A 25,246-nucleotide genomic window follows, 5' to 3' on the forward strand; every position below is an offset into this window, starting at 1 on the left:
ATCAATATTAAGAGACTTACTTTCTTTAGAAATAACTGGTGCCAGTAGAATTATGGACCAATATATTAATAAAACAAATATAGAAATTAATTTCATTCTATTTATATAGTATCCAATATTGATAATTTAATGATTAAAGTGTGTTCAAATATTGTTTTAAAATTTAATTTAGATATACCCCCATACTGATGAAATTTTTTTTAATATTATTAGGATATTTATTTTTAATAACAAAACCTTTGTTAGCTGAAAATGTTTACGTTTTCGATTTTACTAACGATGAGTTAAATACATTAAAAGTTAAAAAAGTTAAAGGAGAGACCAGCTGGGCTGTTGGGTCTAACGAAAATGGTAACTTTATAAGAGCAGAGGCTGAAGGTGTTGGGTCAGGCTTGGGAAAAGAAATTAGCATTGATCTTAATAAAACTCCTATTATTAATATTACATGGAAAGTTGAGAAAGATTTATCTGGAATTATTGAAAATAGTAAAAAAGGGCACGATTATGCTGCTAGAGTTTTTGTTATAAAAAAAACAGGTTCTACACCATTATCTAACAGGGCAATTAATTATGTTTTTTCAAGTAATAATGATGTTGGAAAATATTGGCCAAGTCCATATACAAAAAAATCTATTGATTATGTTCTCTCAACTACAAAAAATAACAAAAATACATGGGTTACTGTTAAAGCAAATGTGCAAAAAGATTTTAAGAAACTTCATGAAATTGATGTTACAGAAATTTCAGGTATAGCTATAATGACTGACACTGATAATTCGAAATTAAAAGCTATCTCTTATTATCAAGATATTTATTTTTCAGCTGAATAAGATTATTTAAATATTTTTTTAAGACCAATACTTAAAAAAGATAAAAGTACTGCAACAATTACATCTTCAATGGGTGCAGCATTAGGGACCAAATAATTCCAAGCAATTACACCTAAAAGCCAAATAATATAAACTTTCATTGTTATATTATATCTTAGTTTGATGCTAAAAATATTTATTTTTGATAGTATAAATTCATGCACGAAAATTTTTTTCACAATATAAAGGTTTATTATGAAGACACTGATGCTGGTGGTGTTGTTTATTATGCGAACTATTTGAGGTTTCTTGAAAGAGCAAGAACAGAAGCATTGTTTACAATCGGATTTAATAATAAAAAAATTAAAGAAGATTATGGAGCTTTAATTGTTGTTAAATCTTGTAACATTGAGTACAAAAAACCCTCCTATCTTGAAGATGAGTTAAAAATTAGATCCTTTGTTAAATCTATTACAAAGACTTCTTTTTTTATGTCACAATTTATTTCTAGAGATGACGAATTAATTGTTGAGGCAAAAGTACATTTAGTTTTTGTAGATAAAAATGGAAAACCTATAAAAGTTCCAGAGGACATTTTTAAAGTTTTTAAACCTTATTTTTGCGATAGTATAAAAATTAAATAATTTTCTTAGCCTTCTTTAACAAGCTTACCATTTTTTGTGTATTAATTATTTTTCTATTAACATTTCTTGGACTAGGGTGATAACTAGGAATTAGAATTTTATTATCAGGTAATAAATATTTTACACCGTGAATGAAGATTAATTTTTTATCAAAATGATAATTTTTTTTATAAAATTCTATACAATTATCAAATGAAACTTTGCCTAATGCTATAATAACTTTTAAATTTTTTAATAAGGTCAATTCATTTTTAAAAAATGTTGAACAGTTGGATAATTCATTTTTTAAAGGTTTATCTTCTGGAGGGACACATTTAAGAATATTTGTAATATAGGTTTTATTTAATTTTAAACCATCATCAATATGCTTAGAAGTTGATATATTCGATATGTTAGCTTTAAATAAACAGTTAAATAGAAAATCTCCAGATTTATCTCCAGTGAACGCTCTGCCTGTCCTAGTACCTCCGTGAGCTGCAGGCGCCAGACCTACAATTAATAATTTAGCTTTAATATCACCAAATCCCGTAACTGGTTTAGCCCAATAAGTATCTTTCATATTTTGTTTTCTTTTTTCTATAGAAATTTTTTTACTAAATGCAATTAACCTAGGACAACTTTTACATTTAACTATTGAATTATTTAATTTTTTGAATTTTATACTCATATATGAAATTTATAAAATTTTTTTTATTAATACTTTTATCTTTCAATATTTCAGTAAAAGCAAATTCAAATGATGAAATACAAAGTTTGTTAAAAGAAGGTAAAAAATTAATATTTATAAGACATGCAATTGCACCAGGTGGAGGTGATCCGTTAGATTTTGATATATTAAAATGTGAAACTCAACGAAATTTAAGTATAGAGGGTATTGAACAATCTAAAAACATTAGGAAGTTTTTTTCAGAAAATAATATTAAAATTGATAAGGTGTTATCAAGTGAGTGGTGTAGATGCAAACAAACAGCTCAACATGCTTTTGATAAATATGAAACAAAAAGTTTTTTAAATTCATTTTTCAGTGCAAAATTTGCAAGTAATAAAAATAAACAAATTTATGATTTAAAAAAATATATTAACGAATGGAACGGTGATAACAATTTAGTGTTAGTTACACATTATGTAACAATTCAAGAAGTACTAAACATTTCACCTTCTTCTGGAGAGATAATCATTTCAGATAAAAATTTTGATGTTCTTGCTCGACAAAATTTTTAAAAAATATAAACTAATAAAATGTCATCTAAAAAAGCCATGAAGTTAGCTCAAAAACAGGCTTATGCTAAACATAGAAGCAATATAACTAATAGTAGATTTGGTTCAAAAAAAATAAATTTTACAAGTAAAGTAAATAAGAAAAGTAAAAAATCTTAACTTTCTTTTACGAAAACTTCCACTTTATCACATGTTGAAATTTTTGAGATACCTTGCTCTCCATTTATGACTGTTTTGATTTTTATTAATGGTTTATTTTTTTCAAAGACTAGTTGGGTATAAAATTGTGGGTAACCAATTTTGTCTGTTAGTATTAAGTTCTCATCTTCATAGATAAATCTTTCAATTAAATTTTCTTGTTTAACACTAAGATCAGTAGATTTATATTTTTTAAAAGTTTTACTGTCATAAATATAATTTCTCTTCATTAAAGACTTTTCTAAATCTAAAATATATTCATTTTTAATAAAACCATCTTTTAAATTCTTACAGCCTGTTAAATACATAATTTCAGATAAAGCAAATGTCTGGAAGCTTACTAATAAGACTGAAAAGATACCAAAAAAAATTATTTTTTTACTTTTTTTCATGTTTATCAGCGTAAAAAAGTGCAATTAATAAAATTGCTGTCCAAATTATCCCTATAAAAGCTTTGGGTCCAGTTTCTGCACTCCATATATTTAAAACCAATGCTCCAAAGATTAACCCTGCAACATAAATTAATATAGCTAAAGTAGATTTACTCATTATTTAAATTCTTTTTATAAAGTGAAATTCCATTTTCAATTTTATGACCATAAGATTCTTTAAAACTCTCTAATTGCCAGCCACTCAGACGTGTTTGAATGATTGTTAAGTTTGATTTTTTCCATTCTTCTGTAGTTTCTTGCATTTTCCACATTTTTTTTTCCTCATTATTTCTTGCACATCCATAACAATATCCTGTTTGAGGATCTGTTTTACATATACTTATACATGGAGAAATAATCATTTTTTTAAATTACTAGTAAATATAATTGATTATTAATATATTTCATTATTATTGTCATTGGACAAATAGAAACTATCCTATATAAAGCCACAAGAATTGTGGGCGAATGGCGGAATTGGTAGACGCGCTGGTCTTAGGAACCAGTATTGAAAGATGTGAAGGTTCGAGTCCTTTTTCGCCTACCAACAAGTTTAAAAAATTATGAAAGTTACAGTAGAAAATAAAAAAGGTTTAAACAAAGACATTAAAGTTTTCATAGATAAAGAAACTATGAATTCTTATATGGATGAAAAATATGAAGAAATTAAAAAGACTGTTAACTTAAAAGGTTTTAGACCTGGGAAGGTGCCTAAAGAAGTTTTAAAAAGACAATTTGGCCAAGCAATTTTTAGTGAAGTTCTAGATAAAGTTCTAAAAGACACATCAGTTAAAGCTTTAGAAGATAATAAAATTAAGCCAGCCGGACAACCAAAGCTTGATCTTAAAACCTATGGTGAAGATAAGGATTTAGAATATGTAATGTCGATAACAGAACTTCCAAAAGTAGAGTTAAAGTCTGTTGAAAATATTAAATTTGATGAATATTCAGTTAAAATTGACACAAATGAAACAGATAAAAGAATTAAAGAAATTGCCAAAAGTCAGAACAATTTTAAAGAAGTTGCAGCAGATGTTAGAGCAGTAGAGGAAAATTTAGTTATTTTTGACTACAAAGCAACGATTGATGGAAAAGATTTTACTGGTGGTGAAGGAAAAAATACTCAATTAATTCTAGGTAAGGACTTATTTATTAAAGGCTTTGATAAGCAGCTTATCGGCGTTAAAAAAAATGATGAAAAATCTGTTGACGTTACTCTGCCTGAAAATTATCCACAAAAAGAATACGCAAATAAGAAAGCTAATTTTATTTGTAAAATTACAGAAGTAAAAAAATCAGAGGAAGTAAAAATAGATGATGTTTTTGCTAAAAACTTAGGTGCAAAAGATCTTGCTGATTTAAAAGTATTAGTTAGTAAACAAATTAATGATGAATATAAAAATTCTCTAGATAAATTGGCAAAAACTCAAATCTTAAAAGAAATTGAAAATTTTAAAGTAGATGAAATTCCAGAAAACTTAATTGAAGAAGAAGTTAAGATTTTATCTCAAGGTATGACTGAAGAAGATTCTAAAAAAAGTAGAAAAAATTTTGAGGAAATCGCTAAAAAAAGAATTAAAGTTGGGTTGATCTTAAATGAATTCGGTGAACAAAATAAAATCAAAGTAACCGAACAAGAAGTTCAAGCTGAAGTTCAAAAACAACTTAGAATGATGCCTGGCCAAGAAAAGATGGTTATGGAATTTTATCAAAAAAATCCATCAGCATTAGCTAGCTTAAGAGGAACCGTGTATGAAGAAAAAATTATCGATTTAATTAAAACTAAAGCAAAACCATCTAAAAAAGAAATTAGCAAAGAAGAAGCAGAAAAAATTTTAAAGGAACATCAAAAACAAGATCATAATCATGAACATGACCACAATCATGACCACGATCATCCTGAGGAAAAAAAAGCTTCAAAATCTACTAAAATTGAAAAAAAACCAAAACCCTCAGCATCTAAAAAACCTTCAACAAAAAAAGTTAGTAAAAAGTAATCACAAGTTGTATAAGTAAGAGAATCAACTTATGACAACAAATTTATTAGATCAAATGAATACTCTTGTACCTATGGTTGTTGAACAATCAAATAAAGGTGAGAGAGCTTATGATATTTATTCAAGACTTCTCAAAGAGAGAATTATTTTTTTGGTAGGACCAATAAATGATAACGTAGCATCTTTAGTTACAGCTCAACTTTTGTTTTTAGAGTCTGAGGATCCAAAAAAAGAAATCAATTTATATATCAATAGTCCTGGAGGACTAGTGACAGCAGGTCTTGGAATTTATGATACTATGCAATACATTAAACCAGATGTTTCAACATTATGTATTGGTCAAGCTGCATCAATGGGTTCATTTTTATTAGCTGCAGGTAAAAAAGGTAAAAGATTTTCTTTGCCAAATTCTAGAATTATGGTTCACCAACCTTCTGCTGGTTTTCAAGGACAAGCTACAGATATTGAAATTCATGCTAACGAAGTTTTAGCCTTGAAAAAAAGACTTAATGAGATTTATTCAAAACATACTGGAAAATCTGTTGATGATGTGAAGAAAGCACTAGAACGTGATAACTTTATGACTCCAGATACAGCAAAAGAGTTTGGTTTGATAGATGAAGTAGTTGAAAATAGATCTTAATACACAACATCTTGACACCCCTTTAAACTGATACTTGATTAGTATGAGTCTTCTATATTAAAGTAACTTTACTGATTCGTTTATAAATTATATGACAACAAATAATAAAAATATTCTTTACTGTTCTTTTTGTGGAAAGAGCCAACATGAAGTTAGAAAACTTATTGCAGGTCCAACTGTATTTATATGTGATGAATGCGTTGAACTATGCATGGATATCATCAAAGAAGAAAGTAAAGACACGTTTGTTAAACATCATGATGGGTTACCACCGCCTAAAGAAATTTGTGCTGTATTAGATGATTATGTTATTGGGCAGCCTCACGCAAAAAAAGTTTTATCAGTTGCTGTTCATAATCATTATAAGAGACTTAATTACGAGACTAAAACTAGCAAAACAGTTGAACTTTCAAAATCAAATATTCTTTTAGTTGGTCCAACTGGTTGTGGAAAAACTTTATTAGCTCAAACTCTAGCAAGAATCCTTGATGTTCCTTTCACAATGGCAGATGCAACCACTTTAACAGAAGCAGGTTATGTTGGTGAAGATGTTGAAAATATAATTTTAAAATTATTACAAGCTGCTGATTACAACGTTGAAAAAGCACAACGTGGAATTGTATACATCGATGAAGTTGATAAGATTAGCAGAAAGTCAGAAAACCCTTCTATAACTAGAGACGTGTCTGGAGAAGGTGTACAACAAGCTCTATTAAAAATTATGGAAGGGACAGTGGCAAGCGTTCCACCTCAAGGTGGCAGAAAGCATCCACAACAAGAATTTTTACAAGTAGACACTACAAATATTTTGTTTATTTGTGGTGGAGCATTCGCTGGCTTAGATAAAATAATATCTCAAAGAGATAAGGGTACATCAATAGGATTTGGTGCAAATGTAAAAAAAACAGATGATAAAAAAACAGGTGAGTGGATGAAAACTTTAGAACCTGAAGATTTGTTAAAGTATGGCTTAATCCCAGAATTTATTGGAAGACTTCCAATGATAGCTACATTAGAAGATCTTGATGAAAAATCTCTAGTTAAAATACTACAAGAACCAAAAAACTCACTAATTAAACAATACCAAGAATTATTTAAATTAGATGGAGCTAAGTTAAGTTTTAAAGAAAATGCGATAAAAGAGATTGCACAAAAAGCAATTAATAAGAAAACTGGGGCTAGAGGCCTTAGATCAATCTTAGAAAATATTTTATTAAAAACAATGTACGATCTTCCAAGTCAAGACAATGTGGAGGAAGTTATTGTAGACGCTAGTGCGGCCAAAGGACTATCTCAACCAATCATAGTTCATTCAAAAAATAGTAGCAAAACAAAGACTGACAAAACTTCTGCTGCCTAATTTCACGTTAATAAGTAATAAATAGCTATTGCAATATCATATTTAATATCCATATTTAGATGATGGATGTAAAAATTGAACGACCTTTATTACCGTTAAGAGATATTGTTGTATTTCCAAATATGGTAGTCCCATTATTTGTTGGCAGAGATAAATCTATTGCCGCTTTAAATGAAGTTATGAAAAAGGACAAAAAAATTGTTCTAGTTACTCAAAAAAATTCAGAAATAGATGACCCCAAAAAAACTGATGTTTTCATGTATGGTTGTGAAGGTAATATTCTTCAGTTATTAAAATTACCAGACGGTACAGTAAAAGTTTTAGTAGAAGGAAGTAAAAGAGTAAAAATTTTAGATTTTAAAGATAATGAGAAATTTATTATTTGTGAATATGCTCATCACCATGATGTAGTGACTAAAGATGAAGACTTAATACCACTAGCAATGACTGCTGTAAGAAGATTAGAAAAACTAACTTCAATTAATAAAAAAGTATCAAGTGAAACAATTAATAATATTAAAAAATTAACTAATGCATCACACATCGCTGATAATATCGCATCTCACCTAACAGCTACAATTTCAGAGAAGCAACAAATATTTGAAACTATAGATGTTAAGAAAAGACTGAATTCTATAATTAAAATAATGGAGAATGAAACGAGTATTATTGGAGTAGAAAAAAGAATTAGAGGAAGAGTTAAAACTCAAATGGAGAAAACTCAAAGAGAATATTATTTAAATGAACAACTTAAAGCTATTCAAAAGGAATTAGGTGAAATTGAAGATGGAAAAGATGAAACTTCAAGTTTGAATAAATTAATTATTAAAGCAAAAATGCCAAAAGATGTTGAGAAGAAATGCATGGCTGAGCTTAAAAAATTAAAAAATATGAGCCCAATGTCTGCTGAGGCTACTGTTATCAGAAATTATCTTGATTGGATGACAGATCTACCTTGGTATAAAAAAAGCCAAGTTGATATTGATCTAAAAAAAGCACTTGCAGTTCTTGATGCAGATCATTTTGGTTTAGAAAAAGTTAAAGAAAGAATTATTGAATTTTTAGCAGTCCAAAAAAGAATGGAAAAAATTAAAGGTCCAATTTTATGTTTAGTTGGTCCTCCAGGTGTTGGTAAAACATCATTAGGAAAATCAATTGCAAAAGCTACTAACAGAGAATTTGTAAGAGTTTCTGTTGGTGGTATGAGAGATGAAGCGGAAATAAGAGGACACAGAAGAACTTATATAGGCTCTTTACCTGGTAAAATTATTCAAATGATGAAAAAAGCAGGTACAAAAAATCCACTTATTCTTCTTGATGAAATAGATAAAATTGGAAATGATTATAGAGGAGATCCATCTTCTGCTTTGTTAGAAGCATTAGATCCAGAACAAAACACAACATTTAATGATCATTATCTAGAAGTTGATTATGATTTATCTGATGTCATGTTTGTTACTACAGCTAATACTTTGAATATTTTACCACCGTTATTAGATAGAATGGAAGTCATTAGATTAGCTGGTTATACAGAAGATGAAAAAATTAGTATTGCAAATAAGTATCTACTACCCAAACAGGTTAAAGATAATGGAGTTAAAGAAAATGAAATGACTTTATCTGAGGATATAATTAAAGAAATTATCCAAAGCTATACAAAAGAGTCTGGTGTAAGAAACCTAGAAAGAGAAATTTCAAAAGTAGCCAGAAAAGTTGTTAAGAAAGTAGTTTCTGGAGAAGAGAAAGAAGTTAAAATTGATTTAAAAAATTTACCAGACTATTTAGGAATTCAAAAATTTAAATTTGGTGAACTTGAAAGTAAAGATAAAATCGGTGTTGTTACTGGTTTAGCTTGGACTGAATACGGTGGGGAAATTCTTAAAATTGAAACTGTTATAATGCCAGGAAAAGGCAGAATGCAAATTACAGGAAAATTAGGTGAGGTTATGCAAGAATCTATCAAAGCTGCAAAATCTTTTATTAGATCAAAGAGTTTAGATTATGGAATCATTCCTCCTTTATTTGAAAAAAAGGATTTTCATATTCATGTTCCAGAAGGAGCTACTCCTAAAGATGGACCCTCAGCAGGTATTGGTATGGTCACTTCAATAGTTTCTGCAATCACAAATAACCCCGTCAGAAGAGATGTTGCAATGACAGGCGAGGTAACATTAACAGGTCAAGTATTACCAATTGGTGGATTAAAAGAAAAACTATTAGCAGCACACAGAGCTGGGATAAAACAAGTTATAATTCCGAAGGAAAATGAAAAAGATCTTGTTGATATGCCTAAGAAAATTATTGATGATATAAAAATTACTCCTGTTGAGCAAGCTGACGAAGTATTAAAAATAGCTTTAACAAAAGAATTAAAAAGAGTTGAGTGGGTCGAGGTTGAGAAAATTTCTCAATCTAATGATAAATCTCAAGCCAGTATTCAATAATTACCAATTTACATTATCTATTCCTTGATGTAATAGTAGCGCTTGTTTTGGGCGGTTAGCTCAGTTGGTAGAGCATCTCGTTTACACCGAGGGGGTCAAAGGTTCGAGTCCTTTACTGCCCACCAAAACAACTAAAGTGGGGGTGTAGCTCAGTTGGTTAGAGCGATCGCCTGTCACGCGATAGGTCGAGGGTTCGAGTCCCTTCACTCCCGCCACTTTTTCCCTATTAATTAACATTTATATTATTAAAAATGTGACGTAAGTACCCTTCAACAAGAGGTAAAAACTGCTATATAGACTCAAATGCTTTCAGAATTTTTAAAAGATTACTTACCAATTATTATATTTTTGATTATTGCACTTGGTCTGAGTTGTGCTTTTGTTGTTGTAAACTTAATATTATCACCAAAACATCCAGATCCAGAAAAATTATCTGCGTATGAATGTGGTTTTGAACCCTTTGAAGATTCAAGAATGGAATTTGATGTAAGGTTTTATTTAGTGGCAATTCTATTTATAATCTTTGATTTAGAGATAGCTTTCCTTTTTCCTTGGGCAATATCATTGGGTAATATTGGAGGTCTTGGCTTTACTTCAATGATGATATTTTTATTCATTCTTACGGTTGGATTTATTTATGAATGGAAAAAAGGTGCACTAGACTGGGAATAAAATTTTAGATTATGAACTTAGAAAATAAAAATAAAGAAATTCCTGAAGAATTTAAAAAACTTGCTGAAGACTTTAGTAAAAATGGTTTTATCACAACTTCACTTGATAATTTAATAAACTGGTCAAGAGCTGGTTCATTACACTGGATGACTTTTGGTTTAGCTTGCTGTGCTGTTGAGATGATGCAAACAGCAATGCCAAGATATGATTTAGAAAGATTTGGTGCTGCACCAAGGGGGTCACCAAGACAATCTGATGTTATGATTGTAGCTGGAACTTTAACTAATAAAATGGCACCGGCATTAAGAAAAGTTTATGATCAAATGCCTGAACCGAGATATGTTATTTCGATGGGTAGTTGTGCAAATGGTGGTGGTTATTATCACTACTCTTATTCTGTAGTCCGTGGTTGTGATAAGATAGTACCTGTGGATATTTATGTGCCAGGATGTCCTCCATCAGCTGAAGCATTACTTTATGGAATCTTGCAATTACAAAAAAAAATTAGAAACAAAGGATCTTTTGAAAGATAATTTATATGCAAAATTTAATTGATCTTGAAAAAAAAATTAACTCGGAACTTACAACTAAAATTAAAAAAACTGAGATTAGACATGAACAGTTATATATTAATATTGATAATGAAGATTTGATAGATGTAACGTTATTTATTAAAAGTAACGAGAATACAAAATTTAGACAGTTAATTGATATTACAGTTGTTGATTACCCTGAAAATGCTCAACGTTTTAAAGTTGTGTATTTGTTTTTAAGTCATGAATTTAATCAAAGAATTATATTAAGTTACCTAATAAGTGAAAATGAAGTTATTCCATCATTAACACCCATTTATCCTGCAGCAAATTGGATGGAGAGAGAAGTTTTTGATATGTATGGAGTTAAGTTTAAAGACCATCCAGATATGAGAAGAATACTTACTGATTATGGCTTTGAAGGACACCCCTTAAGAAAAGATTTCCCTCTAACTGGTCATACTGAAGTTAGATATAGCGAAGATCAAAAGAAAGTTATTAGTGAACCAGTTAAGTTAGAGCAAAATTATAGAAATTTTGATTACGAAAGCCCTTGGGAAGGAACAAAATATATTAAAGATCAAACTGACCTAGAAAATGACAAAAAAAATTAAAACATTAAATCTAAATTTTGGACCACAGCACCCTGCAGCGCATGGTGTATTAAGATTAATTTTAGAATTAGATGGAGAAGTTGTTGAAAAAGCTGATCCACATATTGGTCTTCTACACCGGGGAACAGAAAAGTTAATAGAAAATAAAACGTATATGCAAGCAGTCCCTTATTTTGACAGACTTGATTATGTTGCTCCAATGAATCAGGAACATGCTTTTGCTTTAGCTATAGAAAAAATTTTAAAGATAAATGTTCCAATTAGAGCCCAATTAATCAGAGTAATGTTTTGTGAAATTGGAAGAATATTAAGTCATATATTAAATGTTACAACTCAAGCTCTTGATGTAGGCGCTTTAACTCCATCACTATGGGGTTTTGAAGAACGTGAAACATTAATGACATTTTATGAAAGAGCATCTGGTTCAAGACTACATGCCAATTACTTCAGGGCCGGTGGTGTTCATCAAGATTTACCGATGGGTCTTGAAGAGGATATAGGTAATTTTTGTGAGTCGTTCCCGAAGATAATAGATGATCTAGAAACATTATTGACTGACAACAGAATATTTAAACAGCGAAATGTTGATATAGGAATTGTAACCAAGGAAGATGCGTTAGATTATTCTTTTAGCGGTGTTATGATTAGAGGCTCTGGAGTTCCTTGGGATCTAAGAAAATCTCAACCTTATGACTGTTATGAACAACTAGAATTTAAAATTCCAGTAGGAAAAAATGGAGACTGTTTTGATAGATATTTATGTAGAATTGAAGAAATGAGAGAAAGTGTTTCAATAATCAAACAATGTTTAAGTAAAATGGAAAAAGGACCAATTAAATCATTAGATGGAAAAATTAGTCCTCCACCTAAAAAAGATATTAAACAATCAATGGAAGCTTTAATTCATCACTTTAAATTATTCACTGAAGGTTATCGTGTTGACAAAGATGAAATTTATACTGCTGTTGAAGCACCAAAGGGTGAATTTGGTGTTTATTTAATATCTGATGGAACCAGCAAACCTTACAAATGTAAAATTAGAGCTCCTGGCTTTTCTCACCTACAAGCAATGGATTATTTGATTAAAGGTCATATGCTTGCTGATGTACCTGCTGTTTTAGGTTCGTTAGATATTGTTTTTGGAGAGGTTGATAGATAATGAGTTTAAGAAAACCTGCAAAAGAACAACCAGAAAAATTTGAATTCACAGCAGATAGTCTAGCTGCAGCAAAAGAAATGATTTCCAAATATCCAGAAGGAAAACAACAAAGCGCTGTAATGGCATTACTATATATCGTTCAAAAACAAAATGATAACTGGATACCACTTGCAGCAATGAAATATATCGGAAAGTTTTTAGATATGCCTTATATAAAAGTTTATGAGGTGGCCACTTTTTATACAATGTATAACCTATCACCAGTTGGAAAACACTTTATTCAAGTTTGCACAACTACACCATGCATGATCAGAGGAGCTTATAAACTTGTTGAAGCATGCAAAGAAAAAATTTCAGAAAATGAAAATGAATTATCCACTGATAAATCATGCTCATGGATGGAAGTTGAATGTTTGGGTGCATGCGTTAATGCCCCAATGATGCAAATTAATGATGACTATTATGAAGACCTAGATAAAGAAAAAACTTTAAAAATTTTAGATGAGATACTTGACGGTAAGACGCCAAAGCCAGGATCTTATAGAGGAAGAGTTAATAATGAACCTGAAAATAACAGAAAAACACTTTTGGATTTAAAAAATGCTTAACGATAAAGATAGAATATTTCAAAACCTATATAATGATAAAGGTTTAGATGTTGAGTCTTCAAAAAATAGAGGCGACTGGGTAGATACTGCTGAAATAATAAAAAAAGGTAGAGAATGGATTATAGAAGAAGTTAAATCATCGGAATTAAGAGGAAGAGGTGGTGCTGGATTTCCTACGGGTCTTAAATGGTCTTTTGCTCCAAAAGAACTTGGTTCTAGACCTCACTATCTAGTTATAAATGGTGATGAATCTGAACCTGGCACATGTAAGGATCGTGATATTTTAAGGTTTGAACCTCACAAATTAATAGAAGGATGTTTGATTGCTGCTTACGCAGTTCAGGCCCATGTTTGCTATATTTATATACGCGGCGAATATTTTATTGATGGACAAAAACTTCAAAAAGCAATCGATGAAGCTTATGAAAAAAAACTTATAGGAAAAAATGCCTCTGGTACTGGCTGGGACTTAGATATTTATATTCATTATGGAGCAGGCGCTTATATATGTGGTGAAGAAACAGCACTCCTAGAAAGCATCGAAGGTAAAAAAGGTCAGCCAAGATTAAAACCTCCTTTTCCAGCTTTAATAGGATTATACGGATGTCCAACAATAATTAATAACGTGGAAACTATAGCTGTTGTTCCGACGATTTTGAGAAAAGGTGGTAAATGGTTTGCGTCATTAGGAAAAGCGAAAAATACAGGAACTAAAATATTTTGTATATCTGGAAATGTTAATAAACCATGTAACGTTGAAGAGGAAATGAGTATATCTCTTAAAGAGTTAATAGAAGTACATGCTGGCGGAGTAATTGGTGGATGGGATAATCTACAAGCAGTAATACCAGGTGGATCTTCTATGCCTATCATACCAAAAAAAACATGTGAAACTTTAACAATGGATTTTGATTCACTTGTTGCTGAGAAAAGTGGTTTAGGAACCGCAGGTATTGTCGTTATAAATAATGATCAGGATATTATTAAATGTATGGCAAGAATTGCTAGATTTTATAAACATGAAAGTTGTGGACAGTGCACACCATGTAGAGAAGGTTCTGGATGGATGTGGAGAATGTTAGAAAGAATGGCTAAGGGAGAAGCGTCAAAAGATGAAGTAGAAATGCTTGGTGATGTTACAAATCAAATTGCTGGTCATACTATTTGTGCTTTTGGTGAGGGATCTTCATGGCCTGTCCAGGGTTTGTTAAGACATTTTAGAAAAGAAATTGAGGAACGAAACAATTTTGAACCAACAATAAAAAAAAATAATGAAGTTCCTTATTTAGTCGATCAACATTTATTGGATAAAAAAAATGCCTAAATTAAAAGTTAACAATATTGAAGTTGAAGTTGAAGATGGCTTAACAGTCTTACAAGCTTGTGAAAAAGCTGGAGTTGAAATTCCAAGATTTTGTTATCACGAAAAACTTTCAATTGCTGGAAATTGTAGAATGTGCCTAGTTGAAATGGAAAAATCTCCAAAACCAGTTGCTTCATGTGCGATGCCTGCTGCTGAAGGTATGAATATTAAAACGAATACTGAATTTGTTGAAAAAGCAAGAAAAGGTGTGATGGAATTTTTACTTGCAAATCACCCATTAGATTGTCCTGTATGTGATCAAGGTGGCGAATGTGATCTTCAAGATCAATCAATGTTTTATGGGGTAGATAAATCTAGATTTAAAGAAAATAAAAGACAAGTTCCTGAAAAAAATATGGGTCCTTTAATTAAAACTCAAATGACTAGGTGTATCCATTGTACTAGATGTGTTAGGTTTGCAACAGAAATTGCTGGTGTACCAGAAATAGGAGCAATAGGACGTGGTGAAGATATGCAAATAACTACTTACCTTGAGCAATCAATGCAATCAGAATTATCTGCTAATGTTGTTGATTTGTGTCCTGTTGGAGCTTTAACATCTAAACCATATGTTTTTGAAGCAAGACCTTGGGAATTAAAAAAGACCGAATCTATTGATGTTATGGATGCTATTGGCTCTAATATAAGAGTTGATACCTATGGCTGGGAAGTTAAGAGAATTTTACCAAGAATAAACGAAGACATTAACGAGGAATGGATTTCTGACAAAACAAGACATGCTTGCGATGGTTTATCAAATCAAAGACTAGATACACCTTATATTAAGTATAATGGAAAATTTGAAAAAGCATCATGGTCTGAAGTTTTTAATATAATTAAATCTAAGTTTAAAAACACTGATAAAGAAAAAATCTGTGGGTTAACTGGTGATTTAGTCAATATGGAAACACTTTATATATTTAAAGAATTTTTTAATAAAACATTAGGTTCTCAAAATATAGAGTCTAGAGATAATTACAGTTATTTAAATACAGAAAAGCGAGAAAATTATTTATTCAACTCATCAATTAATGGAATTGAAGAAGCTGATTTTATTTTCCTTTTAGGGACAAACCCTAGATTTGAAGCAACTATTTTAAATGCCCGAATTAGAAAATCCTATCTTCAAAACAAAACTAAAATTATTTCGCTAAATGAAGTAGGTGACCTTACATACCCTTACCAGTCTTTAGATGGAAACACTGAAACTGTTAAAAAAATTATCGAAGGTAAACATGAGGTATCTGATTTAATTAAACAAGCAAAGAAACCTATGATTATAATGGGTCAATCTGCACTAAAAAGTAAATCATCTAAATATATTTTTGAATCAATCAAGCAATTTTTAGGTGAAAATAATAAACTTTCCAATGATTGGAATGCTTTAAATATAATTTCTGAAAATGCATCCACGGTAGGTGCGTTTGATCTTGGGGTATATAAAACAACTGATGGTGACAATGAAGTTTTGAAAGACTTGGAAGATCACAAGTTTGAAATTGTTTATCTTCTAGGTCTAGACACTATTAATTTTGAAAAAAAAAATGAGTTTATTATTTATCAAGGCTCTCATGGAGACAAAGGAGCGGAAATAGCAGACATTATTTTGCCAGGGGCTGCTTATACAGAACAAAATGGTTATTTTACAAATTTAGAAGGTAAATTACAAAAAGCCTACAAAGCATCTTATCCACCAGAACTTGCAAAAGATGATTGGGTAATAATAAATGAACTTGCAGAGTCCATGAATCATAGAAAATTATTTAATGATAAAGATGAGCTGGATAGCAGTTTAATTAATCAGATAAATCTACATATTGAAAAAAATAACTCTTTAACTTCATCAAAAGTTAAGGAATTAATTTTTGAAAATGAATTGATTAAAATAGATAATGATTATTATTATTCAAATGTAATTGCTAGAGCTTCAAAAACTATGTCTGAGTGTAGACATTTAAAAGCAGATTTAAAGTCTACAGGAACAGAAGGTTAATTTATGGAATATCTTAATATTATTTTTTTACAAACTTACAAAATATTATTTTTATTAGTTCCTGTTTTAGTTTCTGTGGCTATGATTGTGTGGCTTGACCGACGTATTTGGGCCTTTGTACAAAAAAGGCAAGGACCTAATGTTGTTGGACCTTTTGGTTTGCTTCAATCATTAGCTGATGCATTAAAATATATTTTTAAAGAAGTTATAATTCCTTCAAGTTCAAATAAAGTAATCTTTATACTAGCACCAATTGTAACTATGACTTTGGCCTTAGTTTCGTGGGCTGTTATTCCATTCAGCACAACTCAAGTATTGGCTGATATTAATGTAGGTGTCCTTTATTTATTTGCTGTTTCTTCTTTAGGTGTTTATGGAATTATTATGGGTGGTTGGGCTTCAAATTCAAAATATCCTTTTTTAGGCGCTATTAGATCTGCCGCACAAATGGTTTCTTACGAAGTATCAATTGGAGTCATTATTATTAACGTTTTGCTTTGTGTTGGTTCACTAAATTTAAACGATATAATTATGGCTCAGGAAAATTTATGGTTTATAATTCCATTATTTCCAATGTTTGTGATTTTCTTTATTTCTGCATTAGCGGAGACAAACAGACCGCCATTTGATTTGCCTGAAGCAGAAGCAGAACTTGTTGCGGGTTATCAAACTGAATATTCAGGCATGATGTATGCAATGTTTTGGCTTGGAGAATATGCAAATATTCTTTTGATGTGCGCTATGGGGTCAATACTTTTTTTAGGTGGGTGGCTATCGCCCATTGATCTTTATCCATTTAACTTAATTCCAGGCGCAATTTGGATGATTTTTAAAATATTATTCTTATTTGTTTTGTTTGCCTTGGTTAAAGCTATTGTTCCAAGATATAGATACGATCAATTAATGAGACTAGGATGGAAGATATTTTTACCATTATCATTAACATGGGTAGTTCTAACAGCTAGCTATTTGTTTTACTTCAACTTATTACCAGTTAATTAATTATGAAAATTTCAAGAATATTTAAAACAATTTTTTTATTAGATTTTTTAGGTGGCTTAAATATTGCTATCAAAGAAATATTTAAATCTAAAAAAACAATAAATTACCCTTTTGAAAAAGGAAAAATAAGCCCAAGATTTAGAGGTGAACATGCTTTAAGAAGATATCCTAACGGTGAAGAAAGATGTATTGCATGTAAGTTATGTGAAGCTGTGTGTCCAGCTCAAGCAATCACAATTGAATCCTCTGAAAGAGCTGATGGTAGCAGAAAAACTACTAGATATGATATTGATATGATGAAATGTATTTATTGTGGTCTTTGTGAAGAGTCTTGTCCAGTTGATGCTATTGTACAGGGGCCTAATTTTGAATTTTCAACTGAAACAAGAGAAGAGCTTTATTATAATAAAGAAAAATTACTCGATAATGGAGATAGATGGGAAAATGTTTTAGCAGCCAATATTAAAGCTGATAACCCTCACAGATAATTATGTTAGCGCACGCAATATTTTTTTATACGTTTTCTTTTATAGCAATTGTTTCTGCTATAATGGTAACAGTATCTAAAAACACCGTTCATTCTGTTTTCTTTTTAATTTTAGATTTCATAAGCATTTCATGCCTATTTATAATGATTGGCGCTGAATTTTTGGGAATGATCATGTTGATTGTTTATGTAGGTGCGGTTGCTGTTTTATTTTTATTTGTAGTTATGATGTTAAATGTAGCTCAACAAAAAAATCAGTGGTTTAGTGCACAGGAAAGTTCAAAACATATACCTATTGGACTAATAGTAAGTGTTATAATATTTTTCGAATTAATAATCGTAATTGGTGGATGGAAATATAAACCTGATCTTGTCTCGGCAATGTCTTTAACAATAGATAAAAATATAACCAATACTCATTCAATTGGTTACGTTCTATATACAGATTACATTCATGTTTTTCAGTTAAGTGGAATGATTTTATTAGTTGCAATGATAGGTGCTATTGTTCTTACATTTAGACAAAGATCTGGAGTTAAAAGACAAAGTTATTTTAGTCAAATATCTCGTGAAAGATCAGATGGTGTTGAATTAATTGATGTTGAGAACAATAAAGGAGTTAAATCTGATGATTAGTATAGGTTTAGGTCACTATCTTACATTGGCTGCAATAATTTTTACTATCGGCATAGTCGGATTATTTTTAAATAGAAAAAATATTATAGTAATTTTAATGAGTATTGAGCTTATTTTATTAGCTGTAAATATTAATTTAGTTTCATTTTCAATATTTTTAAACGATATTTCTGGTCAAATATTCACTCTTTTTATATTAACTGTTGCAGCGGCAGAGGCGGCAATAGGTTTAGCAATTATTGTTGTCTATTATAGAAACTCATCAACAATTGATGTTGAGAAAATTGACAGTTTAAAAGGATAATATGGAATTAGCTTTAATATTTCTTCCATTATTAGCCTCAATAACTTCAGGTTTTTTTGGTAAATATTTAGGTGATAGGAATTCAGAAATTATAACTAGTCTTTTTGTGTCAATTTCAGCGTTACTTTCAATTATATTATTCTATCAAGTAATTGTTAACGGATATGAAAGTAATGTAGTTGTAGCAACTTGGATTAACTCTGGAACTTTAGATGTTAATTGGTCTATTAAAGTTGATGCTTTATCATCTGTAATGCTTGTTGTTGTAACTTTAGTTTCAGCTTTAGTGCATATTTACTCAATTGGTTATATGTCTCATGATCCGCATAAACCAAGATTCATGGCTTATTTGTCACTTTTCACTTTTTCAATGCTAACATTGGTTACCTCTGATAATTTTCTTCAGCTATTTTTTGGATGGGAGGGTGTAGGGCTTTGTTCATATTTCTTGATTGGTTTTTGGTTTAAAAAAGAAACAGCAAATGCAGCTGCAATAAAAGCCTTTGTGGTAAATAGAGTAGGTGATTTTGGCTTTGCTTTAGGAATTTTTTTAATCTTTTATTTATTTGGTACTGTAAACTATGTAGAAGTTTTTAATCAAATTCCACAAATTGTTGAAAAAAAACTTTTATTTTTAGGAATGAATGTTGGAGCAATTGATTTAATTTGTATTCTTTTATTCATAGGTGCAATGGGTAAATCAGCACAAATTTTCTTACACACTTGGTTGCCAGATGCCATGGAAGGCCCCACACCAGTTTCAGCTTTAATTCATGCGGCTACCATGGTTACAGCTGGTGTTTTTTTAGTTGTAAGATGTTCTCCAATTTTTGAATACTCACCTCTTACACTAAATATAATTACTGTTGTTGGAATGACTACAGCTTTTTTTGCTGCAACTGTAGCTTTAGTGCAAACTGATATAAAAAAAATAATTGCATACTCAACTTGTAGTCAGCTTGGTTATATGTTTTTTGCGGCAGGAGTAGGTGCTTATAATGTTGCTATGTTTCACTTATTTACTCATGCCTTTTTCAAAGCTTTACTTTTTTTAGGTTCTGGATCTGTAATTCACTCATTTAAAGATGAGCAAGATATTAATAAGATGGGAGGTGTTTATAAAAAACTTCCATACACCTATATATTTATGATTATTGGAACATTAGCTCTAACTGGTTTTCCATTCTTATCTGGTTTTTATTCAAAAGATGCAATTATAGAATTTGCGTATCTTAAAGGAAATACAACAGGATATTATGCAGCAGGTGTAGGAATTTTGACTGCTGTTTTAACATCAATTTATTCTTGGAGATTAATTTTTAAAACGTTTCATGGTGATTATAATAATAAAAAAATTAATATTAACGAAATGCACGAATCCCCATTAGTAATGCTTTTACCTTTATTTATACTTGCTATTGGAGCTATTTTTGCTGGTTTTTTATTTAAGGATTTGTTCATTGGTAATAGTAGTGGAAATAGTTTTTGGGGAGATTCAATTAAATTTTTAAATCCATTAAGTACAGAACATCCTCCTTTATGGTTTCTTTTAACTACACCAGCACTTGTATTAACCTCCATTCCAATTGCTTATTATTTATTTGTTAAAGATAAAGATATTCCAAATCGAATTGCTCAATCCAATAAACCATTACATAATTTTTTAATAAACAAATGGTATTTCGATGAACTTTATGATGTTTTGTTCATTAAATTTTCAAAAAATTTAGGAATATTTTTTTGGAAGGTGGTTGATGTTAAAATTATTGATAAATTTGGACCAGATGGAGTTTCTTCATTGATTAATAGGCTATCTTTAAAAGCAAGTAAATTTCAAAGTGGATTTATCTATCAATATGCATTTATGATATTATTAGGATTTTCTGCGTTATTAACATTTTTAATTTTGAATTAATGAATTTTCCAATTTTATCATCTTTAATTTTACTTCCTGTAGTGGGCTCTTTGTTTCTATTATTTTCCAAAGATAAGAATTCTAATACAGGTAAATATGTTGCTTTATTTACATCGTTTGTTAACTTTTTGATTTCTTTATACCTTTGGTATCAGTTTGACCCAACCACTTCTGATTTTCAGTTTGTTGAAGATAGAGAATGGTTAAAGGGAATTATTAATTATAAGATAGGTATTGATGGAATATCAATCTTATTTATAGTTTTAACTGCGCTAATAACACCACTTTGTATAATCTCAGTTAACAATACTGTTAAAGACAGACTTAGAGATTTCCTGATTGCTATCTTAGTAATGGAAAGTTTAATGATTGGTGTTTTTTGCTCTCTTGATCTTGTTATATTTTATTTATTTTTTGAAGCTGGATTAATACCTATGTTTTTAATAATTGGAATATGGGGTGGAGCAAGAAGAGTATATTCAGCATTTAAATTTTTCTTATACACATTACTTGGTTCTGTTTTAATGCTAATTGCTATAATTTCGATCTACTGGATATCAGGAACCACAGATATAACTCAGCTTTATGAACTTGGTATAGACACTAAATATCAAAATTTATTATGGTTAGCTTTCTTTAGTTCTTTTGCTGTCAAAACTCCAATGTGGCCTGTACACACTTGGTTGCCAGATGCACACGTTGAAGCGCCTACTGCTGGCTCTGTTTTGCTTGCAGCTATATTACTTAAAATGGCTGGTTATGGGTTTATTAGGTTTTCTTTAGGACTTTTCCCAGTAGCTTCTGATTTATTTACGCCTCTAGTCTATGCCTTGAGTTTGATTGCTATTGTATACACATCTCTTGTTGCGCTGATGCAAGAAGACATGAAAAAGTTAATAGCGTATTCTTCAGTTGCACACATGGGATTTGTTACATTAGGTATTTTTACAATTACCCAACAAGGTATTGAAGGAAGTATAGTTCAAATGATAAGTCATGGTTTGGTTTCAGCAGCATTGTTTTTATGTGTTGGAGTTGTTTATGATCGTATGCACTCCAGATTAATAGCAACTTACGGTGGCTTAGTTTCGGTTATGCCTAAATATTCTATATTATTTATGCTTTTCACTTTAGCTGCATTAGGCTTACCCGGTACTAGTGGTTTTATAGGTGAATTTTTAATACTAATGGGGGCATTTAAAGATAATTTCTTAGTAGCAGTTATAGCTAGTTTAGGTGTTATTTTTGGCGCCGCATATATGTTGTGGCTATATAGAAGAGTTGTATTTGGAGAGATTAAAAATAAAGAACTTTTAAAAATGCCTGACCTTAATAATTCAGAAAAATTTATTTTGTGGTGTTTAGCAATACCAGTTTTATTTTTTGGATTTTATCCAGAGCCTCTTATTAATACGATTGAAATTTCTGTAAAAGATTTAATAGAGATGTACAATTTTAACTTAAATATGAATATAACAGAGGTACAAAATTAATGGATAATTTAAATTTTATACTACCTGAAATATTTATATCTTTGTCTATAATGTTTTTATTGCTTCTTGGAGTTTATAAAAAGAATAGCTCAAATATAGTTCATAATCTTGCAGTAGGATCTTTACTTATTACGGGTATTTTAATTTTTAATAATCCGTTAGATCAAAATATTTCACTATTTAATGATGGTTACGTTGTGGATAATCTTTCATCATTTATGAAAATACTCACTATTTTAGGAGGTGCATTTGTTTTATCAATTTCAACAAGATATCTCAAAATATTTAAGATTTTTTTAATAGAATATCCAGTTTTAATTCTTTCTTCAATTTTAGGCATGATGGTAATGATCAGTTCAAATGATCTTATGGTTTTTTATATAGGTCTTGAGTTGCAATCTTTAGCTTTATATGTGTTAGCATCATTTAATCGAGATCAATTAAAGTCTTCAGAGTCTGGACTAAAATATTTTGTTTTGAGTGCTTTATCATCAGGATTATTGTTGTATGGATGTTCTTTGGTTTATGGGTTTTCTGGATCAACTAATTTTAATGTTATTGGTGATTTAATGAATTCATCTCATTATGGTTTAACATTTGGAATTGTTTTTATACTTGTTGGTTTGGCATTTAAGATATCAGCTGTACCATTCCATATGTGGGCACCAGATGTGTATGAAGGCTCTCCAACTGCTGTCACATTATTCTTTGCAATTGTACCAAAAGTTGCAGCTCTTACGGTTTTCATAAGATTTTTATATATACCTTTTGTTAATATGATCGATCAATGGCAACCTATATTAATATTTTTATCAATCGCCTCTATGATCTTTGGTGCTATTGCTGCAATTGGTCAAAATAATCTTAAAAGGTTGATTGCATATAGTTCAATTGGTCATATGGGTTATGCTCTAGCTGGTTTGTCTACAGGTTCAAACGAAGGCATTCAAAGCTCCATTGTATATATGTCGATATACTTGGTTATGAATCTTGCCTTTTTTAGTTCCCTATTGATGTTAAAGAGAAATGATGCTTACTATGAAACCATTGATGATTTATCAGGGCTATCAAAAAATCATCCAATTTTATCATTATCATTACTAGCTATTCTTTTTTCATTAGCAGGGATTCCTCCACTAGCTGGTTTTTTTGCAAAATTTTATATTTTTAAAGCTGTCATAGAGCAGTCAATGTACTTCTTGGCTATTGTGGGTCTTTTATCAACAGTAATAGCTGCATTTTATTATCTCAAAATAATTAAGGTTATTTACTTTGATAAAGAAAAAGAAAGTTATGACACAGATCATAATATTTGGCTAAAAGGATCCCTGACTTTTTCAACATTATTAATTCTCTTATATTTTATTTTTCCAAGCAAATTAGTGGAAATTGTATCTAGAATTAATATTATTTAATGAAATTAAAAAAGTTTAATTTTAAAACTGTAAATAGTACTAACGATCTAGCCATACAAATAATTAAAAAAACCAATAATAAATCTGGAATTATAATTGCTGAAAAACAAAAAAAGGGAAGGGGTCAATATGGAAAAAAATGGACTTCTTTTAAAGGAAATTTATTTGTTAGTATTTTTTTTAAAATTAACAAAGTCCAATTATCATTGAAAGATTTAACAAAAGTTAACTGTCTTTTAGTTAAAAAATTATTATCAAAATTTTATAATGGTAAAATTACAATTAAAAAACCAAATGATTTATTAATTAATAGAATGAAAATTTCAGGTATTTTACAAGAAATATTAACCAAATCTGGTGAAAAATTTATTGTTGTTGGAGTGGGTATAAATTTGACTAAGAGTCCAATTATAAAAAACTATTTAACTACAAATTTGTTTGACTTAACTGGTACCAAAATTACCCCTAATTATGCTGCTTTAAGGTTAAAAAAAATTTATGAAACTTTTATTCCAATGTTTCCTAAATTTAATATAAAAAACTTAGATAGAAATTTAAAATGATTATTGTTGGCGATATAGGAAATACTGAAACTAAAATTTGTTTAGTAAACTCTAAAAACATTATTATTAAACGTGTTACTTTATTAACAAAAAAAATAAATCACTCCTCACTTAATAAATCTTTACTTGGCCTAAATTTAAAAAATAAATCAATTAAAAAATGTTTATTTTGCAGCGTCGTACCAAAAAAATTTAATGCAGTTAAAATCTTTTTTAAAAAAGTTTATAAAATTAAGTGTCACGAACTAAAAAAACTTAATTTAAATAAATTGATTAAGATTAAAGTTAATTATAAACAAATTGGTTCAGATAGATTAGCAAATGCAATTAGCATCATTAATAATAAGGATAATTTTATAATTTTAGACTTTGGAACTGCAACCACATTTGATGTTTTGATTAAAAATACTTATCATGGTGGCGTTATAGCACCTGGTGTTAAACTCTCATTGGATACATTAACCGATAAAGCATCACAAATTCCAAAGATCAATTTAAAAAAAACAAATAGAGTAATTGGTTTAAACACTATTAGTGCTGTTAGAGCAGGTTTTTTTTGGGGATATGAGGGTTTAATTGACAATATTGTTAATTTAATTAAGAAAGAGACTAAGATGTCCTTTAAAATTATTATTACTGGAGGATTTTCTGGTTTATTCAAAAATTCAATAAAAACGAAAGTTACATTAAATAAAGACATAACAATTAAAGGCCTAATCAGAGCCACTACTTTAATTAAATAAAT

General features: G+C 29.8%; 29 protein-coding genes and 3 tRNA genes. 27 read left to right on the forward strand and 5 right to left on the reverse strand.

Going from position 1 to position 25,246, the window contains the following annotated elements; all coding sequences use genetic code 11:
- Positions 1 to 188: 188 nt before the first annotated feature.
- Positions 189 to 830: a DUF3047 domain-containing protein gene (locus AC5SLY_RS02315; RefSeq protein WP_494599031.1), complete on the forward strand. Its 642-nt coding sequence runs from the start codon at positions 189 to 191 to the stop codon at positions 828 to 830.
- Between the two features lie 2 nt (positions 831 to 832).
- On the opposite strand, the gene AC5SLY_RS02320 is transcribed toward AC5SLY_RS02315, so the two are convergent.
- The gene (locus AC5SLY_RS02320) at positions 833 to 970 is read right to left on the reverse strand and encodes a hypothetical protein (RefSeq protein ID WP_018414048.1); all 138 of its coding nucleotides are present in this window, start codon (positions 968 to 970) and stop codon (positions 833 to 835) included.
- Positions 971 to 1,027: 57 nt separating this feature from the next.
- Between AC5SLY_RS02320 and AC5SLY_RS02325 the strand changes: the two genes are divergently transcribed.
- Positions 1,028 to 1,453 carry a YbgC/FadM family acyl-CoA thioesterase gene (locus tag AC5SLY_RS02325; protein WP_006997046.1) on the forward strand — a complete coding sequence of 142 codons (426 nt, stop codon included), beginning with the start codon at positions 1,028 to 1,030 and terminating at the stop codon, positions 1,451 to 1,453.
- Here the strand turns inward: AC5SLY_RS02325 and AC5SLY_RS02330 are convergent.
- Positions 1,446 to 2,120, reverse strand: coding sequence for a uracil-DNA glycosylase (locus AC5SLY_RS02330; protein WP_006997045.1), 675 nt, complete (start codon positions 2,118 to 2,120; stop codon positions 1,446 to 1,448). The two genes, AC5SLY_RS02325 and AC5SLY_RS02330, sit on opposite strands and share 8 nt — an antisense overlap.
- A 2-nt stretch (positions 2,121 to 2,122) precedes the next feature.
- Here AC5SLY_RS02330 and AC5SLY_RS02335 point away from each other — a divergent pair, with 2 nt between their 5' ends.
- Positions 2,123 to 2,674 carry a histidine phosphatase family protein gene (locus tag AC5SLY_RS02335; protein ID WP_494599032.1) on the forward strand — a complete coding sequence of 184 codons (552 nt, stop codon included), beginning with the start codon at positions 2,123 to 2,125 and terminating at the stop codon, positions 2,672 to 2,674.
- A gap of 18 nt (positions 2,675 to 2,692) precedes the next feature.
- Positions 2,693 to 2,830 carry a hypothetical protein gene (locus AC5SLY_RS02340; RefSeq protein ID WP_018414052.1) on the forward strand — a complete coding sequence of 46 codons (138 nt, stop codon included), beginning with the start codon at positions 2,693 to 2,695 and terminating at the stop codon, positions 2,828 to 2,830.
- On the opposite strand, the gene AC5SLY_RS02345 is transcribed toward AC5SLY_RS02340, so the two are convergent.
- The 3 genes from AC5SLY_RS02345 to AC5SLY_RS02355 are packed head-to-tail and all read right to left on the reverse strand — an operon-like array spanning position 2,827 to position 3,662.
- Positions 2,827 to 3,261: a hypothetical protein gene (locus tag AC5SLY_RS02345; protein WP_018414053.1), complete on the reverse strand. Its 435-nt coding sequence runs from the start codon at positions 3,259 to 3,261 to the stop codon at positions 2,827 to 2,829. The two genes, AC5SLY_RS02340 and AC5SLY_RS02345, sit on opposite strands and share 4 nt — an antisense overlap.
- Entirely contained in the window at positions 3,248 to 3,418 is a 171-nt protein-coding gene (locus AC5SLY_RS02350) for a hypothetical protein (RefSeq protein ID WP_006997042.1), read from the reverse strand. Before AC5SLY_RS02350 ends, AC5SLY_RS02345 begins: the two co-directional genes overlap by 14 nt.
- Positions 3,411 to 3,662 carry a DUF1289 domain-containing protein gene (locus AC5SLY_RS02355; protein ID WP_020169339.1) on the reverse strand — a complete coding sequence of 84 codons (252 nt, stop codon included), beginning with the start codon at positions 3,660 to 3,662 and terminating at the stop codon, positions 3,411 to 3,413. The genes AC5SLY_RS02350 and AC5SLY_RS02355 overlap by 8 nt, the downstream gene beginning before the upstream one ends.
- A 100-nt stretch (positions 3,663 to 3,762) precedes the next feature.
- On the opposite strand from AC5SLY_RS02355, the gene AC5SLY_RS02360 reads away from it, so the two are divergent.
- The 23 genes from AC5SLY_RS02360 to AC5SLY_RS02470 all read left to right on the forward strand — a co-directional run bounded on the left by AC5SLY_RS02360 (position 3,763) and on the right by AC5SLY_RS02470 (position 25,244).
- Positions 3,763 to 3,847 (forward strand) — tRNA-Leu (locus AC5SLY_RS02360).
- 16 nt (positions 3,848 to 3,863) lie between these two features.
- On the forward strand, positions 3,864 to 5,297 hold the full coding sequence (tig, locus tag AC5SLY_RS02365; protein ID WP_011282010.1) for a trigger factor: 1,434 nt from the start codon (positions 3,864 to 3,866) through the stop codon (positions 5,295 to 5,297).
- Positions 5,298 to 5,328: 31 nt separating this feature from the next.
- Positions 5,329 to 5,940, forward strand: coding sequence for an ATP-dependent Clp endopeptidase proteolytic subunit ClpP (clpP, locus tag AC5SLY_RS02370; protein WP_006997039.1), 612 nt, complete (start codon positions 5,329 to 5,331; stop codon positions 5,938 to 5,940).
- Positions 5,941 to 6,031: 91 nt separating this feature from the next.
- Complete coding sequence (gene clpX / locus AC5SLY_RS02375; protein ID WP_011282011.1) at positions 6,032 to 7,300, forward strand: ATP-dependent Clp protease ATP-binding subunit ClpX; 1,269 nt, start codon at positions 6,032 to 6,034, stop codon at positions 7,298 to 7,300.
- A 59-nt stretch (positions 7,301 to 7,359) separates the two neighbouring features.
- Positions 7,360 to 9,744 (forward strand): endopeptidase La, encoded by a 2,385-nt coding sequence (gene lon / locus AC5SLY_RS02380; RefSeq protein WP_011282012.1) that lies wholly within the window; start codon positions 7,360 to 7,362, stop codon positions 9,742 to 9,744.
- Between the two features lie 49 nt (positions 9,745 to 9,793).
- A tRNA-Val gene (locus AC5SLY_RS02385) sits at positions 9,794 to 9,869 on the forward strand.
- A 13-nt stretch (positions 9,870 to 9,882) separates the two neighbouring features.
- A tRNA-Asp gene (locus AC5SLY_RS02390) sits at positions 9,883 to 9,959 on the forward strand.
- Between the two features lie 88 nt (positions 9,960 to 10,047).
- Positions 10,048 to 10,416, forward strand: a complete 369-nt coding sequence (locus AC5SLY_RS02395) for an NADH-quinone oxidoreductase subunit A (RefSeq protein ID WP_006997036.1) — start codon at positions 10,048 to 10,050, stop codon at positions 10,414 to 10,416.
- A gap of 11 nt (positions 10,417 to 10,427) precedes the next feature.
- The gene (locus AC5SLY_RS02400; RefSeq protein WP_006997035.1) at positions 10,428 to 10,949 is read left to right on the forward strand and encodes a NuoB/complex I 20 kDa subunit family protein; all 522 of its coding nucleotides are present in this window, start codon (positions 10,428 to 10,430) and stop codon (positions 10,947 to 10,949) included.
- A 5-nt stretch (positions 10,950 to 10,954) separates the two neighbouring features.
- Complete coding sequence (locus tag AC5SLY_RS02405; protein WP_006997034.1) at positions 10,955 to 11,563, forward strand: NADH-quinone oxidoreductase subunit C; 609 nt, start codon at positions 10,955 to 10,957, stop codon at positions 11,561 to 11,563.
- Positions 11,547 to 12,722 (forward strand): NADH-quinone oxidoreductase subunit D, encoded by a 1,176-nt coding sequence (locus tag AC5SLY_RS02410; protein ID WP_006997033.1) that lies wholly within the window; start codon positions 11,547 to 11,549, stop codon positions 12,720 to 12,722. Before AC5SLY_RS02405 ends, AC5SLY_RS02410 begins: the two co-directional genes overlap by 17 nt.
- Positions 12,722 to 13,330 carry an NADH-quinone oxidoreductase subunit NuoE gene (gene nuoE / locus AC5SLY_RS02415; RefSeq protein ID WP_494599033.1) on the forward strand — a complete coding sequence of 203 codons (609 nt, stop codon included), beginning with the start codon at positions 12,722 to 12,724 and terminating at the stop codon, positions 13,328 to 13,330. The genes AC5SLY_RS02410 and nuoE overlap by 1 nt, the downstream gene beginning before the upstream one ends.
- Positions 13,323 to 14,654, forward strand: coding sequence for an NADH-quinone oxidoreductase subunit NuoF (gene nuoF, locus AC5SLY_RS02420; RefSeq protein ID WP_494599034.1), 1,332 nt, complete (start codon positions 13,323 to 13,325; stop codon positions 14,652 to 14,654). Before nuoE ends, nuoF begins: the two co-directional genes overlap by 8 nt.
- Entirely contained in the window at positions 14,647 to 16,686 is a 2,040-nt protein-coding gene (nuoG, locus tag AC5SLY_RS02425; protein ID WP_494599035.1) for an NADH-quinone oxidoreductase subunit NuoG, read from the forward strand. The genes nuoF and nuoG overlap by 8 nt, the downstream gene beginning before the upstream one ends.
- Before the next feature lie 3 nt (positions 16,687 to 16,689).
- Positions 16,690 to 17,688, forward strand: coding sequence for an NADH-quinone oxidoreductase subunit NuoH (nuoH, locus tag AC5SLY_RS02430; protein ID WP_018414060.1), 999 nt, complete (start codon positions 16,690 to 16,692; stop codon positions 17,686 to 17,688).
- Between the two features lie 2 nt (positions 17,689 to 17,690).
- Positions 17,691 to 18,176, forward strand: a complete 486-nt coding sequence (gene nuoI / locus AC5SLY_RS02435; protein WP_018414061.1) for an NADH-quinone oxidoreductase subunit NuoI — start codon at positions 17,691 to 17,693, stop codon at positions 18,174 to 18,176.
- Positions 18,177 to 18,178: 2 nt separating this feature from the next.
- On the forward strand, positions 18,179 to 18,811 hold the full coding sequence (locus tag AC5SLY_RS02440; protein ID WP_006997027.1) for an NADH-quinone oxidoreductase subunit J: 633 nt from the start codon (positions 18,179 to 18,181) through the stop codon (positions 18,809 to 18,811).
- Positions 18,807 to 19,115: an NADH-quinone oxidoreductase subunit NuoK gene (nuoK, locus tag AC5SLY_RS02445; protein ID WP_026225064.1), complete on the forward strand. Its 309-nt coding sequence runs from the start codon at positions 18,807 to 18,809 to the stop codon at positions 19,113 to 19,115. The genes AC5SLY_RS02440 and nuoK overlap by 5 nt, the downstream gene beginning before the upstream one ends.
- A 1-nt stretch (position 19,116) precedes the next feature.
- Complete coding sequence (nuoL, locus tag AC5SLY_RS02450; RefSeq protein WP_494599036.1) at positions 19,117 to 21,030, forward strand: NADH-quinone oxidoreductase subunit L; 1,914 nt, start codon at positions 19,117 to 19,119, stop codon at positions 21,028 to 21,030.
- A complete protein-coding gene (locus AC5SLY_RS02455) occupies positions 21,030 to 22,523 on the forward strand; it encodes an NADH-quinone oxidoreductase subunit M (RefSeq protein WP_006997024.1) in 1,494 nt (497 codons plus the stop codon). Before nuoL ends, AC5SLY_RS02455 begins: the two co-directional genes overlap by 1 nt.
- Positions 22,523 to 23,938 (forward strand): NADH-quinone oxidoreductase subunit NuoN, encoded by a 1,416-nt coding sequence (nuoN, locus tag AC5SLY_RS02460; protein ID WP_494599037.1) that lies wholly within the window; start codon positions 22,523 to 22,525, stop codon positions 23,936 to 23,938. Before AC5SLY_RS02455 ends, nuoN begins: the two co-directional genes overlap by 1 nt.
- Entirely contained in the window at positions 23,938 to 24,501 is a 564-nt protein-coding gene (locus AC5SLY_RS02465) for a biotin--[acetyl-CoA-carboxylase] ligase (protein ID WP_006997022.1), read from the forward strand. The genes nuoN and AC5SLY_RS02465 overlap by 1 nt, the downstream gene beginning before the upstream one ends.
- Positions 24,498 to 25,244 carry a type III pantothenate kinase gene (locus tag AC5SLY_RS02470; protein WP_494599038.1) on the forward strand — a complete coding sequence of 249 codons (747 nt, stop codon included), beginning with the start codon at positions 24,498 to 24,500 and terminating at the stop codon, positions 25,242 to 25,244. Before AC5SLY_RS02465 ends, AC5SLY_RS02470 begins: the two co-directional genes overlap by 4 nt.
- Positions 25,245 to 25,246: the final 2 nt, after the last annotated feature.

Source organism: Candidatus Pelagibacter sp. PS_23 (genome assembly GCF_059417905.1).

What these genes read in the sequence shown, in the direction of transcription:
- AC5SLY_RS02315 (WP_494599031.1), top strand. Translation starts at nt 189, where the DNA reads ATGAAATTTTTTTTAATATTATTAGGATATTTATTTTTAATAACAAAA.
- AC5SLY_RS02320 (WP_018414048.1), bottom strand. Translation starts at nt 970, where the DNA reads ATGAAAGTTTATATTATTTGGCTTTTAGGTGTAATTGCTTGGAATTAT.
- AC5SLY_RS02325 (WP_006997046.1), top strand. Translation starts at nt 1,028, where the DNA reads ATGCACGAAAATTTTTTTCACAATATAAAGGTTTATTATGAAGACACT.
- AC5SLY_RS02330 (WP_006997045.1), bottom strand. Translation starts at nt 2,120, where the DNA reads ATGAGTATAAAATTCAAAAAATTAAATAATTCAATAGTTAAATGTAAA.
- AC5SLY_RS02335 (WP_494599032.1), top strand. Translation starts at nt 2,123, where the DNA reads ATGAAATTTATAAAATTTTTTTTATTAATACTTTTATCTTTCAATATT.
- AC5SLY_RS02340 (WP_018414052.1), top strand. Translation starts at nt 2,693, where the DNA reads ATGTCATCTAAAAAAGCCATGAAGTTAGCTCAAAAACAGGCTTATGCT.
- AC5SLY_RS02345 (WP_018414053.1), bottom strand. Translation starts at nt 3,261, where the DNA reads ATGAAAAAAAGTAAAAAAATAATTTTTTTTGGTATCTTTTCAGTCTTA.
- AC5SLY_RS02350 (WP_006997042.1), bottom strand. Translation starts at nt 3,418, where the DNA reads ATGAGTAAATCTACTTTAGCTATATTAATTTATGTTGCAGGGTTAATC.
- AC5SLY_RS02355 (WP_020169339.1), bottom strand. Translation starts at nt 3,662, where the DNA reads ATGATTATTTCTCCATGTATAAGTATATGTAAAACAGATCCTCAAACA.
- tig (WP_011282010.1), top strand. Translation starts at nt 3,864, where the DNA reads ATGAAAGTTACAGTAGAAAATAAAAAAGGTTTAAACAAAGACATTAAA.
- clpP (WP_006997039.1), top strand. Translation starts at nt 5,329, where the DNA reads ATGACAACAAATTTATTAGATCAAATGAATACTCTTGTACCTATGGTT.
- clpX (WP_011282011.1), top strand. Translation starts at nt 6,032, where the DNA reads ATGACAACAAATAATAAAAATATTCTTTACTGTTCTTTTTGTGGAAAG.
- lon (WP_011282012.1), top strand. Translation starts at nt 7,360, where the DNA reads ATGATGGATGTAAAAATTGAACGACCTTTATTACCGTTAAGAGATATT.
- AC5SLY_RS02395 (WP_006997036.1), top strand. Translation starts at nt 10,048, where the DNA reads ATGCTTTCAGAATTTTTAAAAGATTACTTACCAATTATTATATTTTTG.
- AC5SLY_RS02400 (WP_006997035.1), top strand. Translation starts at nt 10,428, where the DNA reads ATGAACTTAGAAAATAAAAATAAAGAAATTCCTGAAGAATTTAAAAAA.
- AC5SLY_RS02405 (WP_006997034.1), top strand. Translation starts at nt 10,955, where the DNA reads ATGCAAAATTTAATTGATCTTGAAAAAAAAATTAACTCGGAACTTACA.
- AC5SLY_RS02410 (WP_006997033.1), top strand. Translation starts at nt 11,547, where the DNA reads ATGACAAAAAAAATTAAAACATTAAATCTAAATTTTGGACCACAGCAC.
- nuoE (WP_494599033.1), top strand. Translation starts at nt 12,722, where the DNA reads ATGAGTTTAAGAAAACCTGCAAAAGAACAACCAGAAAAATTTGAATTC.
- nuoF (WP_494599034.1), top strand. Translation starts at nt 13,323, where the DNA reads ATGCTTAACGATAAAGATAGAATATTTCAAAACCTATATAATGATAAA.
- nuoG (WP_494599035.1), top strand. Translation starts at nt 14,647, where the DNA reads ATGCCTAAATTAAAAGTTAACAATATTGAAGTTGAAGTTGAAGATGGC.
- nuoH (WP_018414060.1), top strand. Translation starts at nt 16,690, where the DNA reads ATGGAATATCTTAATATTATTTTTTTACAAACTTACAAAATATTATTT.
- nuoI (WP_018414061.1), top strand. Translation starts at nt 17,691, where the DNA reads ATGAAAATTTCAAGAATATTTAAAACAATTTTTTTATTAGATTTTTTA.
- AC5SLY_RS02440 (WP_006997027.1), top strand. Translation starts at nt 18,179, where the DNA reads ATGTTAGCGCACGCAATATTTTTTTATACGTTTTCTTTTATAGCAATT.
- nuoL (WP_494599036.1), top strand. Translation starts at nt 19,117, where the DNA reads ATGGAATTAGCTTTAATATTTCTTCCATTATTAGCCTCAATAACTTCA.
- AC5SLY_RS02455 (WP_006997024.1), top strand. Translation starts at nt 21,030, where the DNA reads ATGAATTTTCCAATTTTATCATCTTTAATTTTACTTCCTGTAGTGGGC.
- nuoN (WP_494599037.1), top strand. Translation starts at nt 22,523, where the DNA reads ATGGATAATTTAAATTTTATACTACCTGAAATATTTATATCTTTGTCT.
- AC5SLY_RS02465 (WP_006997022.1), top strand. Translation starts at nt 23,938, where the DNA reads ATGAAATTAAAAAAGTTTAATTTTAAAACTGTAAATAGTACTAACGAT.
- AC5SLY_RS02470 (WP_494599038.1), top strand. Translation starts at nt 24,498, where the DNA reads ATGATTATTGTTGGCGATATAGGAAATACTGAAACTAAAATTTGTTTA.